Here is a 13,496-nt window from a genome sequence, read left to right on the forward strand (position 1 = left end):
ATATAACTATTTTTGTAAAATAAATCGATTTTATTTCCATTCTGGAGAATCTTATCATAAAATGAGAGTACAAGAATCTATTGATTTGTCATATGAGTGGGGAATCCCTTCATAACAATTCTAAGCAGGAAGGGAGAGTTGTATTTTGGATATTGAAAGAATTAATGATCATACGATGAAATTTTTTATTACGTACATTGATATAGAGGATAGAGGATTTAATCGTGAAGAAATTTGGTATGATCGCGAACGAAGTGAAGAGCTCTTTTGGGAGATGATGGACGAAGCTCGTGATCATGACGATTTCTTTATTGATGGGCCGTTATGGATCCAAGTGCAAGCAGTCGATAAAGGGATTGAAGTACTTGTCACGAAAGCAGAGCTTTCAAAGGATGGGCAAAAGCTGGAACTACCGATAGGGGTAGACAAAATTATAGATATTCCTCTAGATGAAGGCATTGAATCATTATTCCAACAAGAGTTAGTCGAAGAGGTAGAAGAACAAACAGGAACAAACTTTAATGAAGATGGGACGTTTGGCTTTTTAATTAAATTTAATGATTTTGAAGATGTCATTTCATTAAGTCATCGTCTTATCTTTGAAGATATAAAAGATGAGCTGTATTCATTTGAGGACCGCTATTATGTATATGTGGAATTCGATGAAGTGCTACATGATGAAGAAGAAATCGATCGTATTTTAAGTATTGTTTTAGAATATGGGGAAGAATCAACTTTAACAATTCATCGTGTAAGTGAGTATGGAAAACAAATTGTGAAAGAGCATGCGCTTGAAACGATTCGCAATAATTTTCCTGCTAAAACGTAGGCCGATTTCTGTAGTATGAAATCGGCTTTTTATATGAAGAATAGGAAAGCTTTCTTAGTTAGGAGGTAAGAGATGAAAAATACGTTAAAGCTGATTTTCTTTATCTTGCTATTGTTCGCATTATTTGTTTCGTTACGTATGTTTATTGATGTAGCATTTTATTCAGATGTGATTGGGATAAAAGATGTTTCGATTTTAGGTATTATTAGTATTTTATTTACAGTATCTGCGTTTTTAATTGGTTGCGTTATTTTCTTAGAAAATCGCCACCCATCTAAAACACTTACATGGTTAATTGTGTTAGGGATTTTTCCTGTGTTTGGCTTCTTTGCTTATTTATTATTTGGACAAAATTTTCGGAGAAAAAGAATGTTTCAAAAGAAGGCGTTACTTGATGAACAGGCGTTTTTACAATATAAAGGGCATGAAGATTACGAAGAACGAATTTTACGCAATCATAAGCATCAAGAACTGTTATTTCGTTTAGCGGATCGATTAGGTGCTTTAAATATTTCATTTCAAACTGAAACGAGGACATTAACAAATGGAGATGAAACGTTTCAGGCCATTTTAAATGGGTTAAAACGAGCGAAACATCACATTCATATGGAATATTACATTGTGCGTGATGATAAATTAGGAACAGAAATTAAAGATATTTTAATACAAAAATCAAAAGAGGGCGTTGTTGTTCGCTTTTTATATGATGCGGTTGGAAGTTTTAAGTTATCGAAATCGTATATTGAAGAATTAAACGATGCAGGTGTAGAAATGATTCCGTTCTTTCCTGTGCGCTTTCCGATTTTAAACGATAAGATTAATTATCGAAATCATAGGAAAATTGTTGTGATTGATGGGAACGAAGGGTTTGTGGGCGGATTAAATATTGGTGATGAGTATTTAGGAAAAAGTAAATATTTTGGCTTTTGGCGAGACACTCATTTGTATTTACGTGGTGAAGCGGTTCAAAGTTTACAGCTTATTTTCCTTCAAGATTGGTTTTATATGACTGGAGAGGCTGTGCTAGCTCCTGAATATTTACAAGCAAAAGCAGTTGAGGGTGATCATTGGGGAGGAGTGCAGCTAGTTGCAGGCGGCCCCGATAATAAGTGGGAAACGATTAAGCATTTATATTTCGCAATGATCGCTTCTGCTCGGAAATCTATTTGGATTGCAACGCCGTATTTTATTCCGGATGATGATATTTTATCCGCATTAAAGGTTGCTGCACTTGCTGGTATTGATGTCCGTTTGTTGATGCCGAGTAAACCTGATAAGCGCACTGTCTTTTACGCATCGAGATCGTACTTCCCAGAGCTTTTAGACGCAGGAGTAAAGATATATGAATACGAAAAAGGTTTTCTTCATAGTAAAATTGTCATCGTTGATTCTGATTTAGCTTCAATTGGGACAGCTAATATGGATATGAGAAGTTTTCATTTGAATTTTGAAGTAAATGCCTTTTTATATGATACAGATAGCATTAAAAGACTTGTTCAAGACTTTAAAGACGATTTAGAAGAATCCAGTGAAATTCACGTCGATCGTTTTCATAAAAGGCGTCTGCATAGACGAATTGTTGAATCAACGTACCGGTTATTATCGCCATTATTATAAAAAGAGATGTCCGAAATTGGGACATCTCTTTTTTAAAAGGAATTTGTAATAAATTGTAGAATATAAGGAGCTGAAAGGGTGTGATTCCGATATTTATAGCTAAAAGAGAAAACGGAGAAAAAATTCATTTACTCTATAATTGTAATGAAGAGCTTTTGCGCCGTATGCGCCAACAGGAACGATTCTTTTGTGTAGCTTGTGGAAAGGAAGTGCAAATGAAATTAGGGAAACAAAAAAGTTGGCATTTTGCTCATAAAAAAGTGGATTCATGTCTTGCCTTTTATGAAGCGGAATCAACGTATCATATGCACGGTAAAGAATTGTTATATAGATGGTTCAAACGTCAAAACTTTCAGGTGGATATTGAGTACTACCTTCCGGAAATTAAGCAACGACCAGATATTTTTGTAGAGAGGGCGGGCAGAAAAATTGCAATTGAATACCAATGTGCAAACCTTGCTATAGAGCAGCTGTACAAAAGAACCTATTCATATTGGCGAGCTGGTATACAGGTCATTTGGATCGTTGGTGGAAATCAATTGAAAAAGCAATCGGCATATTGGATGAAATTCTCCTCACTTATGGCTTTCTCCTTACAATCTTATCCTCAACCATTTCTTATTTTCTTCTGTTCGAAAGAAAAATCATTTATGAAATGTGCATTTATCACTTCATTTTCTACAAGCGTCTCTTTCTCACATATTATATATTTACCAATTGAAACGACTACTTTTGAAATGCTTTTTTCTCCTATTCCTTTCAAAAAGGAAATATTAGAACGAGAATGGAAGAAGCGAAAGGATTATTTTCGGCAAAACGCTCTGCCTATTTGGAATTATAACTATAAGTCATTATTACGCCTCTTATATCAATTTAAATGTACCCCAGCGAGCTTTCCTTCTGAAATTGGTGTTCCACTCCCTTCTGGATTTGCTTTTCAAACAAACCCATTTATATGGCAAGCTTTTCTATATATGAAGTGTATAGGGGGGCTTGCAGTAGGAGAGTGTATTTCTCTTCAATATGTGTGTAGTTATGTAAAAAGGTATACGAAAAGGCGGATACTTCCGTACTTTTCACAGCACACATGGAAAGTGGCAGTTACTGAATATATGACATTTTTATGCTATATAGGTGTATTGCATAAAGCGGGAAGTTATACGTACCGAAAAATAAGGGATGTAGTGATGTTAAAAACAGAGGAGGAAATTATGAAACATGATGAGATTTGCTTAATACATGCGCTATCTTTATTTGAGGCAAATTTTAACATGAGAGGAGGAAAAGGGGATATAATAAAGAATGATTGTGAAGGAATTACATAAGAAAAAACGAATTGTACTTAAGTAGAGATATTTAAAGGAGGGCTTAAAGAATGTCTGAACAAAACAAAGCGAAAGCATTACCAGATCGTAACGAGATTGAAGAAGCAAGTACGTGGCGATTAGAAGATATTTTCCAAACGGATGCAGAATGGGAAAAAGAATTCCAGGCTATTAAAGAGCTATTACCGAAGTTAACTGAATTTAAAGGGAAACTTGGTGACTCTGCGGACAATTTACTTGAGGCATTGCAATATGAAGATGAAATTTCAATGCGATTAGGTAAGCTATATACATATGCTCATATGCGTTACGATCAAGATACAACAAACTCTGTATATCAAGCATTAAATGATCGCGCAACAAATTTATATTCACAAGTATCTAGTAGCACAGCGTATATTGTGCCTGAAATTTTATCAATTTCAGAAGATACACTGCAAACATTCTTGAAGGAAAATAGAGATTTAAGTGTATATGAACATGCATTAGAAGAAATTACACGTCAACGCCCGCACGTATTATCAGAAGCTGAGGAGGCTTTATTAGCGGAAGCATCTGAAGTAATGAGTTCATCAAGCAATACATTCGGTATGTTGAATAACGCAGATTTAAAATTCCCATCTATTAAAGGTGAAGACGGAGAAGAAATAGAAATTACACATGGTCGTTACATTCAGTTTTTAGAAAGTGATGATCCTCGTGTTCGCAAAGATGCATTTAAAGCTGTATATGAAACGTATGGGAAATTTAAAAATACATTCGCAAGTACGTTAAGTGGAGCAGTAAAACGTAATAATTTCAATGCGCGTGTTCGTAAATATGATTCTGCTCGCCAAGCTGCACTGAGCAATAATAATATTCCGGAAGCAGTATACGATCAACTCGTTGAAACGGTAAATGACAACTTACATTTATTACACCGTTACATCGATATTCGTAAGCGTGCATTAGGACTTGATGAGCTTCATATGTATGATTTATATACACCACTTGTACCAGAAGTGAAAATGAATGTGAAATACGAAGAAGCGCAAGACCTTTTATTAAAATCTTTAAACGTACTTGGTGATGAATATGTTGATATTTTGAAAGAGGCATATGAAAATCGCTGGGTAGATGTGTATGAGAATAAAGGAAAACGAAGCGGGGCATACTCATCTGGTGCATATGGAACAAATCCGTATATTTTAATGAACTGGCATGATAATGTAAATAATTTATTTACACTTGCTCATGAGTTTGGTCATTCGGTGCATAGTTACTATACAAGAAAAACACAACCGCACGTATATGGTGATTATTCCATCTTTGTAGCAGAAGTGGCATCTACTTGTAATGAAGCGCTTCTAAATGATTATTTATTAAAAACGACAGAAGATAAGAAAGAGCGTCTATATTTATTAAATCATTATTTAGAAGGGTTCCGTGGTACTGTATTCCGTCAAACGATGTTTGCAGAGTTTGAACATATTATTCATAAGAAAGTACAAGAAGGACATGCTGTTACGCCAGATATGCTAACGGAAATCTACTATGATTTAAATAAGAAATATTTCGGTGACGCTTTAGTAATCGACGAAGAGATTGGTTTAGAATGGTCTCGTATTCCACACTTCTACTACAACTATTACGTATATCAATACGCAACAGGATTTAGTGCAGCGACTGCTCTATCTAAACAGATTTTAGAAGAAGGACAACCAGCAGTAGAACGTTATATTAACGAGTTCTTAAAAGCAGGAAGCTCTGATTATCCAATTGAAGTGCTGAAAAAAGCAGGAGTAGATATGGCATCTCCTGAACCAGTAAAAGAGGCACTACAAGTATTTGAAGAGAAATTAAATGAATTAGAAGCATTATTATTTGAAGAAAAGTAATGAAAAAAGACGAGGGATTGTATCCTCGTCTTTTTTTGAATAGATTAAATGTCGATATATGTCGAAAAAACAAGGTGAATTTCTTTGTTTTTTCTAACTGAAAGGATAGTTTTACGGCTGATTTTTGAAATTAAAACCCTTTGAATCGTTTTTTATGATTGAAATAAGAGAGAGTGATAACAATGATTACGAATAAAAGAGGTAAGGCAATAATTTTAGGAAAAGCTTGTAATAGAGAGAGGATGTACAAGAAAAAAGAAACGATGACAGCTAGAAAGAGAAGAGCAATATAAGATTTTTTCATAAATAAACCCCCTAAATGACCTTTTTTATAGCTTATTCAAAAATGAAAACGTTTAGAATGTGACAAAAGTGTGAAATTCGACAAAAGGGGTTGTCATCTGACGTCGAATCTTGTAATATAATAAGCGTGAACGAATTCACATACAAACATATACCCCTTTGTTTGAACGTGAAAATTTCTCCCATCCCCTTTAATATTTTTATAAGCCGTAAAGAAGAAGACCTGGTGTTTACACCAGGTCTTTTTCTTTTGCTATCCATTTCCAATAACGTTCGCATTTTACTTCAATCATTTGTACTTTTCGTTTCAGTTGTAATTTTTTAAGCTCGCGCTCAATTTCTTGTTGCGGACAGTCATAAATAAATGCTACTTCTTTTGAAGATATAAATTGTGTTGCTTCTAGTAGCACTTCTAAAGGTGGTAATGGTTCTGGCTCAATTTCACATTTTACAAGTTCTTTCAATAATTGTACGTATACATCGTAGGAATAATTTCCAGCGATTTTAATACCTTCTTCATCTGAGTTCGCATGAAAAAAGACGAGGGAGGGTATTTCTGTAATATGCATTTCATTCGTGAATTTCAAGTCACATTGGAAAGCTTTTTTTGCACTAGCAGAATGTAGATCTTTTTTAAATTCTTCTACATCAATATTGCTATCTTTCGCACATGCAAGTAATAGTTCGCAGTCAGGGGTTGATACATTTTCAAGGAAAATGTATTCTTGGAGTTTTCGCAAAAACTTCGAACCTGCTTTTCGGCCCTGTAACTCCGCTGCCTTAATCGCCATCGAAACTAAATATGGTGTTGACGATGCTTCTTGCATATGTACCTTTCCATCACATGAAAAACCTTGTAAACTTGTTGTCTTTTCCCACACAAATCGAATATTAGCAGGTTTATTCCATTTGTGTGAGGAAGCGTTCGTTCCATCCACTTTTCCTGTTACGATATGACGAATAGAGAAGTATTTCCCGTATTCAAGCCATAGTTTAATAATAAAAGGCTCAATTTCCCAGCAATCTTTACAAAGTGGATCAATAAATAAATATGCTTCTACAGACTTATGCTCGCATGCGGAAGGAGATGGCATATTTATATGCTTTGCTTCCTGCTTATCCATTACACTTCACCTGTTTCGTTTGGAGTATTAACCATATGCTGAGCGGTTAATGCTAAACGTTCAAAAACAAACTCTCTTATATGACCATGCACTCCAGTATCATCCATTGCTTGCTCCATACATGATAGCCAAGCCTCTGCTCGTTTTGGAGTAATCTCAAACGGAAGATGGCGTGCTCTTAACATAGGATGACCATGTTCTTCAGTGTACAAATTAGGACCACCTAAATATTGTGTTAAAAATTGCTTCTGCTTCCTAGCGGTTTCTGTTAAATCTTCCGGGAAGATGGGAGATAAGTCAGGGTGTTTACTGACATAGGAATAAAATGTATCTACTAATATTGCAATGCATTGTTCACCGCCAATTGCTTCAAATGGTGTCATCGGTTGCTTGCTCATCCTTTATAAACTCCTTTTTCCATGAAATGTATATCTATTGTAGCAATGGAATGTTCGAGAGGGCAAATAAACAGCCTTCTCAAAGATTCTTTGCTTATTCTACGGATGTAAATTTTTTTAGTGAGGTATATCCACTAGCGAAACATATTCACTAGTGGAATTTTCACTTTAGCGTGCTTTGTTTTGTTTGGCAAGGAAAAAGCGTTTTACTTTGTTATTTGTATGACGAACAGGTATGTTATGTTGCGTTAATAAATGAATAAATGCAGCTTTTCCTGTTTCTTCATCTTGCACTTCAAATTCAATTTCATAATCATCGTGATTGTAATAGAAACTATGATCAAAGACAAGCGTTCCGCCTTTAAATAATGTTTCTGCTCTTTCTGTTGTTAAACTACCCATATATGTTAAAGCAGAAACAGGAATTTGTAATTTGTGTAATTGATCTACTACTGCTCCTTGAATGATTGTGTTTGTTTCCATCATCATTTTTGCTTCGTCTTCTGTTACGATTTGATGCGTTTCTAATAAACCGATTTCTGCAGGTTGTTTCAACGTTAACGTATAAGTTTCTCCTTTATGACGAATACGAAGTGCAGAGCCAGCTTCTTTTAACGAGAAGTCAGGTGTTTCAAAGTAGTGATTCACTTGTTTCGTAAATGCTTCAATAGAAAACGATTTGCATAATGTATCGAATTCTTCTTTTGTAACGATATTTTTGAATTCAATTTCAATTTCTTGTGTCATTGTATAATCTCCTTTTGAAAAATAATTCTTTACACATTATCGCTTTTTCATAAATTTGGTTCAATGTTTTATTTGTTTGCGTCCATGTTATGATACAATAATACTGTTAAGTAAGACAGGAAGTTGAGATGGAGGAGTTAGAGCATGCAAAATAAAATCCAAGTTAAGAGCGTAGAAAAGAGAGAGAATGCTCTTATTTTTTGTGCGGAAAATAGTGAAATAGAGGTAAAGGAGTTAAGTGCACGTAATCACGTACTTGTAGACTCAGACAATTTATCATTTTTATATATCTTAGAAAATGAATCATCTTTTATTTATGTAAGTATTCCGCACACATGCTGGGAAGCAATGCATGAAGCGATGAATAACGATGTGGTTATGTTCGTTAGCGTGAATGACATTGAAATGGAATTAGAAGGATTAAAAGAAGAAGTAGAATATTTAGTTGAAAATATTGAAGGTAATGCAAATTACGGAGAAGAATTAGTAACTGCTGTAGAAAAAGTATTTCTATAAGCAAATGGATTGATTTTGGTGGTGGTTGAAATGAATCGAAATTGGGAAGAATTTTTAGCACCTTACCACCAAGCGGTGGCAGAGCTGAAAGTGAAACTAAAAGGAATGCGTACTCAATTTGCAATGTTAACAGAGCATTCTCCAATTGAGTTTGTAACAGGAAGGGTAAAGTCGGTTGCAAGTATTATTGATAAAGCGGAGAAGAGAAATGTACCGCTAGACCGATTGAGAGAAGATATGCAGGATATTGCTGGGCTTAGAATGATGTGTCAATTTGTTGATGAGATTAAGCCTGTTGTAGAATATCTTCGAAAACGAAATGACTTTGAAATCGTGGAAGAACGTGATTATGTCACGCAAAAGAAAGATAGCGGTTATCGTTCTTATCATGTTGTCATTAGTTATCCTGTTCAAACGATTCAGGGTGAACAAAAAGTATTGGTAGAAATCCAAATACGCACGCTAGCAATGAACTTTTGGGCAACAATTGAGCATTCTTTAAATTATAAATATAGTGGACGTTTTCCTGAAGATATTAAAATACGCTTGCAACGTGCAGCTGAAGCGGCGTTTTTATTAGATGAAGAAATGTCTTCTATTCGTCTTGAAATTCAAGAAGCGCAAAAGGCTTTTTCAAGAAAGCAAGAAACGAAAGATTCCGAATCATAAACTAAAGGGTGTTGGGCGATGAAATTTACAATTATGTCAAAGGGAGATCAATCATCAGATACACTGGCAAGCACGATGAAAGAGTACTTGCTAGATTTTGGATTTATAATGGATGAAAAGGAACCCGATATTGTAATTTCTGTTGGGGGAGATGGAACGCTTTTGTATGCGTTTCATCGTTATTATAATCGATTGGATGAAACAGCATTTGTTGGTGTACATACAGGACATTTAGGTTTCTATGCAGATTGGTTACCGACAGAAGTAGAGAAATTAGTAATTGCGATTGCAAAAACACCATTCCAAGTGGTGGAATATCCGCTTTTAGAAGTTATTATTCGCTATGTGAATGGAAGTAAAGAGTCACAGTATTTAGCGATGAATGAGGCGACTGTAAAAAGTGCAGAAGGTACATTAGTAACAGAAGTAGAAATACGCGGAGAATATTTTGAAACATTCCGCGGGGACGGTCTTTGTATTTCTACTCCTTCAGGAAGTACTGCGTATAATAAAGCGCTTGGCGGAGCAATTATTCACCCATCTATTGAAGCGATTCAAATTGCAGAAATGGCGTCCATTAACAATCGTGTGTTTCGTACTGTAGGATCGCCACTCGTATTGCCGAAGCATCATACATGTGTGTTAAAGCCGGCTGCAGGAATGAACTTACAAATTACAGTGGATCATTTAACAATGGTCCATCAAGATGTGAAATCAATCCAGTATCGCGTCGCAAACGAGAAAGTACGATTTGTTCGTTTCCGCCCGTTCCCGTTCTGGAAACGAGTTCGTGACTCGTTTGTTGCAGATAAATAGAAAGGGTTATATATTTGAACAGATTTACATTGAAATGGGATATAGGGCTGGCTGAAGAGGGAACTTTAGTTAGGGAATTTTTGAAAACGAAAGGTATTTCTAAAGCCGCTTTAACGGATATAAAGTTTCACGGCGGGGCAATTGAAGTAAATAGTCAACATGCGAGTGTTCGTCATCAGTTGCGCGCTGGTGAAGAATTAAGTGTCTTTTTTCCAGTCGAGGAAAGAAGTGAAGGGATGATGGCAGAAGATATCCCTTTATGCATTGTATATGAAGATGATGCGGTTCTTATCATTGATAAAGAGGCGAACATGTCAACGATTCCGTCTAGAGAACATCCGACAGGGAGTGTTGCCAATGCGATTTTATCTCATTATGATAAGCAGCATCTTGCAAGTACAGTGCACATTGTAACACGGTTAGATCGTGATACTTCAGGGCTTATGCTTATTGCAAAAAATCGTTTCGTGCATCATCTTTTATCGAAGCAGCATCAACAAAAAGCTGTGAAACGAACGTATGAAGCAATTGTTCACGGAAAGATTGTAGAACGAGAAGGAATGATTGATGCACCAATTGGTCGAAAATCTGATAGCATTATTGAGCGAACGGTTTGTGAAGATGGACAAAGGGCAGTTACTCATTTTAAAGTAATTGATAGTACATATGATAAGACACATGTAGGGCTTGAGCTTGAGACAGGAAGAACGCATCAAATTCGTGTGCATATGGCTCATATAGGACATCCATTACTTGGTGATAGCTTATATGGAGGGAGAAGGGATGAAATGAAACGGCAAGCACTTCATAGTAAATCTTTGACGTTTTATCATCCTATTTTAGAGAAAGAGATGTCTTTCACTATAAAGCTTCCAAGCGATATGCAAGAAGTGTTGCGGCATACTTAAAAAGGGAACAAAATTCTTATATTATAAAGAATTTTGTTCCCTTTTTTCTTAGCGGAATAATATTAAAATTTGGTTTTCACCCGTACGCTTTATAACGAAAAATCCACTTTCGGCTTTTGTAGCAATGCCATTGTCATTTGGACGACAATATCCATGTGCTTCGCAAGTGCCGTCATCACGTACTAACATTTGTCCAATTAATCCGACAGGAAGCCACTCGGCGCGATCTTTTCTTGCTACATATTTGCAAGCTGGATCCCATTCTGTATTTAAAAGAGGTTGTATTTCTTCTGTTTCCGTCCATACATATTGGCGTTTTCCAAAGTTATCTGTTTTATAGCGTTTTTGCCAACTTAAAGCCCCGCTATTTCCTATAAGTGCAGGGGTTGCACTAGATATTCCTAAAATGAAAGAATCGTGTGAAGTAGCTATCCGAATTTTTTCTTCGCTACTAAATGCAACGAAATAACCGACATCAATAGGTTTATGACCTTCTGTTTCAAACATTTGTGCAAAATCCGTTCCGCTTGCATTGTAAGACGCGCCCTCAATGTACATTTCTCCATTATGGGCGAGCCATTTAGCCCCGATATTATGGTCGGTGTCGTTTACACCATTTGCAATAAACCAAGAATAAGCTTCTTCTGCAGTGCCGAAGCGCCCCATAATATGGCTACCTGCAAAATGAGCTGTTGATGTATGATGACCTTCCGCATGAGAAGAGGATCCGTTAGCGATAGTTGCGGTTCCTTCTGCGTGTGCTGCTTCGCCTAAAGCAATCGTCTGTTTACCCTCCGCATGAGAATAAGCACCGCTTGCTGTCGTTTCACTTCCCTCACTATGCGAACTATGTCCGGTTGCTTTTGAGTTTGATCCTTCTGCATGAGAGAAAGAACCTTTTGCGTGTGTTAATAAGCCTTCCGCATGTGCTGCCATGCCCTCCGCATGAGAGTGAAGCCCCTCCGCATATGCATATCGGCCGCCCCTTTTAACTTTTGTATTTTCAGGTGTAGGTGTCTCAATTATGAGTGGTTTTTCAGTTTGTATATCATTCGATGAAGCCAATGCCTCTTTTATTTTTTTTACTTTGTTTATAATAGCAGCTGGAATTTCTGGTTCCACTTTTTTATTTATTGCTACAGAAATATTTTCTTCGGCCTTTTCTTCTGTTTGGTTAGAATGTAGTACCTGTTCATCTTGATTTGAGAGCTGTTTATTTTTTTGTTTCATCTTTATTTTTTTACGATCGATTATGCGGCTCATCACAGCATTTTCTAAAGAGACATATGTTGGTTTTACTTTGCTTTTTTTTGATGACTCTTGTTCTTCCAGTTCTTCTATCGCTGCAGCCCGAATACTACACCAGTTGTTAATTCCGTACATGGGCAGATATAAAGGGGGAAATTTTCTTTTTTGTTTAGAAGATTTTTTCTTCATTCTGTCACCTCCTGCGACATTATATGTAGGGTAATTAAAAAAAGATGCACTTTATTGCATCTTTTTTTAATTACTTTACCTAGTTTTATATGAAATCTGCCTAAATAATGCTAAGTAAGGTAGTTATGAAATTGGACGGAATTTCTCAGCGACAAAAGGTAACGAAGAAGGGACAGAGATAGTCTCCATTTCAGGATAACGTAATCCGGTTAATTTGCCACCAAATACAGCACCAGTATCAATATTGACTGTCTGATTGACGAATCGAGGTTCTGCTACTGGTGTATGTCCATATACAATCCAAGCTTGCCCCTTGTACTCTTGCGCCCAATCGCGACGGACAGGTGAGCCATCGGCATGCTTTTCTCCTGTAATATCGCCATATAATACAAAGGTTTGTACTTTTTTATCTCGTCTTCCTATGTAATCTTGCCGAATCCCAGCGTGACATACGATTACTCTTTTTTCATCTAGTATGTGGTAGAGCGGTGATTGTTCATAAAGAGTGATAAACTTTTCTTTTATAATGTTTTGCTTATGAGAAGGAAGTGCCTCATATTCAGCAACAGTTGTTTCAAGTCCGTGAGCGACTGTTACATTACGCCCAAGGAAAAATCGATATAGTTTATTACAGTGATTTCCAGGAGCGTAATAAGCTTCTTTTCTATGTACGACAAGTTCCCATACAATTTCAATCATACGTAATGAATGAGGACCACGGTCTGTAATATCGCCAACGAATGCAAGTTTACGTTGGTCAGGGTGAACCGGTAGACCGCTACTCCAGTTATATCCTAGCTTCTCTGTTAAATTTTGAAACTCTTGGAAGCATCCATGAATATCTCCTATAATGTCATATTTCATATTTAAACCTCCATCGTATTTTTCATTAGTATATCTAAAAAAGGATAGAGATAAAAATATAGCGTT

At 36.2% G+C, this 13,496-nt stretch carries 14 protein-coding genes; 8 read left to right on the forward strand and 6 right to left on the reverse strand.

Going from position 1 to position 13,496, the window contains the following annotated elements; all coding sequences use genetic code 11:
- The first annotated feature begins 145 nt into the window (after window positions 1–145).
- The 4 genes from mecA to pepF all read left to right on the forward strand — a co-directional run bounded on the left by mecA (window position 146) and on the right by pepF (window position 5,648).
- Window positions 146–829: an adaptor protein MecA gene (mecA, locus tag BM089_RS01540; protein WP_000350715.1), complete on the forward strand. Its 684-nt coding sequence runs from the start codon at window positions 146–148 to the stop codon at window positions 827–829.
- Between the two features lie 72 nt (window positions 830–901).
- Entirely contained in the window at window positions 902–2,446 is a 1,545-nt protein-coding gene (locus tag BM089_RS01545) for a cardiolipin synthase (RefSeq protein WP_000799191.1), read from the forward strand.
- A gap of 80 nt (window positions 2,447–2,526) precedes the next feature.
- The gene (locus tag BM089_RS01550; RefSeq protein ID WP_090975813.1) at window positions 2,527–3,771 is read left to right on the forward strand and encodes a competence protein CoiA; all 1,245 of its coding nucleotides are present in this window, start codon (window positions 2,527–2,529) and stop codon (window positions 3,769–3,771) included.
- 50 nt (window positions 3,772–3,821) lie between these two features.
- On the forward strand, window positions 3,822–5,648 hold the full coding sequence (gene pepF, locus BM089_RS01555) for an oligoendopeptidase F (RefSeq protein ID WP_000003348.1): 1,827 nt from the start codon (window positions 3,822–3,824) through the stop codon (window positions 5,646–5,648).
- Window positions 5,649–5,778: 130 nt separating this feature from the next.
- Here the strand turns inward: pepF and BM089_RS30925 are convergent, their stop codons facing one another.
- The 4 genes from BM089_RS30925 to BM089_RS01575 form a co-directional block, all read right to left on the reverse strand.
- A complete protein-coding gene (locus tag BM089_RS30925) occupies window positions 5,779–5,952 on the reverse strand; it encodes a hypothetical protein (protein WP_081366397.1) in 174 nt (57 codons plus the stop codon).
- Window positions 5,953–6,181: 229 nt separating this feature from the next.
- Window positions 6,182–7,075: a ClpXP adapter SpxH family protein gene (locus BM089_RS01565; RefSeq protein WP_000360660.1), complete on the reverse strand. Its 894-nt coding sequence runs from the start codon at window positions 7,073–7,075 to the stop codon at window positions 6,182–6,184.
- The gene (locus tag BM089_RS01570; RefSeq protein ID WP_000043386.1) at window positions 7,075–7,473 is read right to left on the reverse strand and encodes a globin domain-containing protein; all 399 of its coding nucleotides are present in this window, start codon (window positions 7,471–7,473) and stop codon (window positions 7,075–7,077) included. The genes BM089_RS01565 and BM089_RS01570 overlap by 1 nt, the downstream gene beginning before the upstream one ends.
- 168 nt (window positions 7,474–7,641) lie before the next feature.
- A complete protein-coding gene (locus tag BM089_RS01575; RefSeq protein ID WP_065228463.1) occupies window positions 7,642–8,220 on the reverse strand; it encodes a CYTH domain-containing protein in 579 nt (192 codons plus the stop codon).
- Window positions 8,221–8,364: 144 nt separating this feature from the next.
- Between BM089_RS01575 and BM089_RS01580 the strand changes: the two genes are divergently transcribed.
- The 4 genes from BM089_RS01580 to BM089_RS01595 are packed head-to-tail and all read left to right on the forward strand — an operon-like array spanning window position 8,365 to window position 11,129.
- The gene (locus tag BM089_RS01580) at window positions 8,365–8,736 is read left to right on the forward strand and encodes a UPF0738 family protein (protein ID WP_001180005.1); all 372 of its coding nucleotides are present in this window, start codon (window positions 8,365–8,367) and stop codon (window positions 8,734–8,736) included.
- Window positions 8,737–8,766: 30 nt separating this feature from the next.
- Window positions 8,767–9,405 (forward strand): GTP diphosphokinase, encoded by a 639-nt coding sequence (locus BM089_RS01585; protein ID WP_001081482.1) that lies wholly within the window; start codon window positions 8,767–8,769, stop codon window positions 9,403–9,405.
- A gap of 18 nt (window positions 9,406–9,423) precedes the next feature.
- Window positions 9,424–10,221, forward strand: coding sequence for an NAD kinase (locus tag BM089_RS01590; RefSeq protein ID WP_000673190.1), 798 nt, complete (start codon window positions 9,424–9,426; stop codon window positions 10,219–10,221).
- A gap of 14 nt (window positions 10,222–10,235) precedes the next feature.
- Window positions 10,236–11,129 carry an RluA family pseudouridine synthase gene (locus BM089_RS01595; RefSeq protein ID WP_065228464.1) on the forward strand — a complete coding sequence of 298 codons (894 nt, stop codon included), beginning with the start codon at window positions 10,236–10,238 and terminating at the stop codon, window positions 11,127–11,129.
- Window positions 11,130–11,177: 48 nt separating this feature from the next.
- On the opposite strand, the gene BM089_RS01600 is transcribed toward BM089_RS01595, so the two are convergent.
- A complete protein-coding gene (locus BM089_RS01600) occupies window positions 11,178–12,566 on the reverse strand; it encodes a peptidase G2 autoproteolytic cleavage domain-containing protein (RefSeq protein WP_090975815.1) in 1,389 nt (462 codons plus the stop codon).
- A gap of 123 nt (window positions 12,567–12,689) precedes the next feature.
- On the reverse strand, window positions 12,690–13,430 hold the full coding sequence (prpE, locus tag BM089_RS01605; protein WP_090975817.1) for a bis(5'-nucleosyl)-tetraphosphatase PrpE: 741 nt from the start codon (window positions 13,428–13,430) through the stop codon (window positions 12,690–12,692).
- Window positions 13,431–13,496: the final 66 nt, after the last annotated feature.

This window comes from Bacillus sp. 5mfcol3.1 (assembly GCF_900114335.1).
Taxonomy (GTDB): Bacteria; Bacillota; Bacilli; order Bacillales; family Bacillaceae_G; genus Bacillus_A; species Bacillus_A thuringiensis_S.

Coding starts and splice junctions, on each gene's coding strand:
- BM089_RS30925 (WP_081366397.1), bottom strand. CDS start 5,952: ATGAAAAAATCTTATATTGCTCTTCTCTTTCTAGCTGTCATCGTTTCT.
- BM089_RS01575 (WP_065228463.1), bottom strand. CDS start 8,220: ATGACACAAGAAATTGAAATTGAATTCAAAAATATCGTTACAAAAGAA.
- BM089_RS01590 (WP_000673190.1), top strand. CDS start 9,424: ATGAAATTTACAATTATGTCAAAGGGAGATCAATCATCAGATACACTG.
- BM089_RS01585 (WP_001081482.1), top strand. CDS start 8,767: ATGAATCGAAATTGGGAAGAATTTTTAGCACCTTACCACCAAGCGGTG.
- prpE (WP_090975817.1), bottom strand. CDS start 13,430: ATGAAATATGACATTATAGGAGATATTCATGGATGCTTCCAAGAGTTT.
- BM089_RS01580 (WP_001180005.1), top strand. CDS start 8,365: ATGCAAAATAAAATCCAAGTTAAGAGCGTAGAAAAGAGAGAGAATGCT.
- pepF (WP_000003348.1), top strand. CDS start 3,822: ATGTCTGAACAAAACAAAGCGAAAGCATTACCAGATCGTAACGAGATT.
- BM089_RS01545 (WP_000799191.1), top strand. CDS start 902: ATGAAAAATACGTTAAAGCTGATTTTCTTTATCTTGCTATTGTTCGCA.
- BM089_RS01570 (WP_000043386.1), bottom strand. CDS start 7,473: ATGAGCAAGCAACCGATGACACCATTTGAAGCAATTGGCGGTGAACAA.
- BM089_RS01565 (WP_000360660.1), bottom strand. CDS start 7,075: ATGGATAAGCAGGAAGCAAAGCATATAAATATGCCATCTCCTTCCGCA.
- BM089_RS01600 (WP_090975815.1), bottom strand. CDS start 12,566: ATGAAGAAAAAATCTTCTAAACAAAAAAGAAAATTTCCCCCTTTATAT.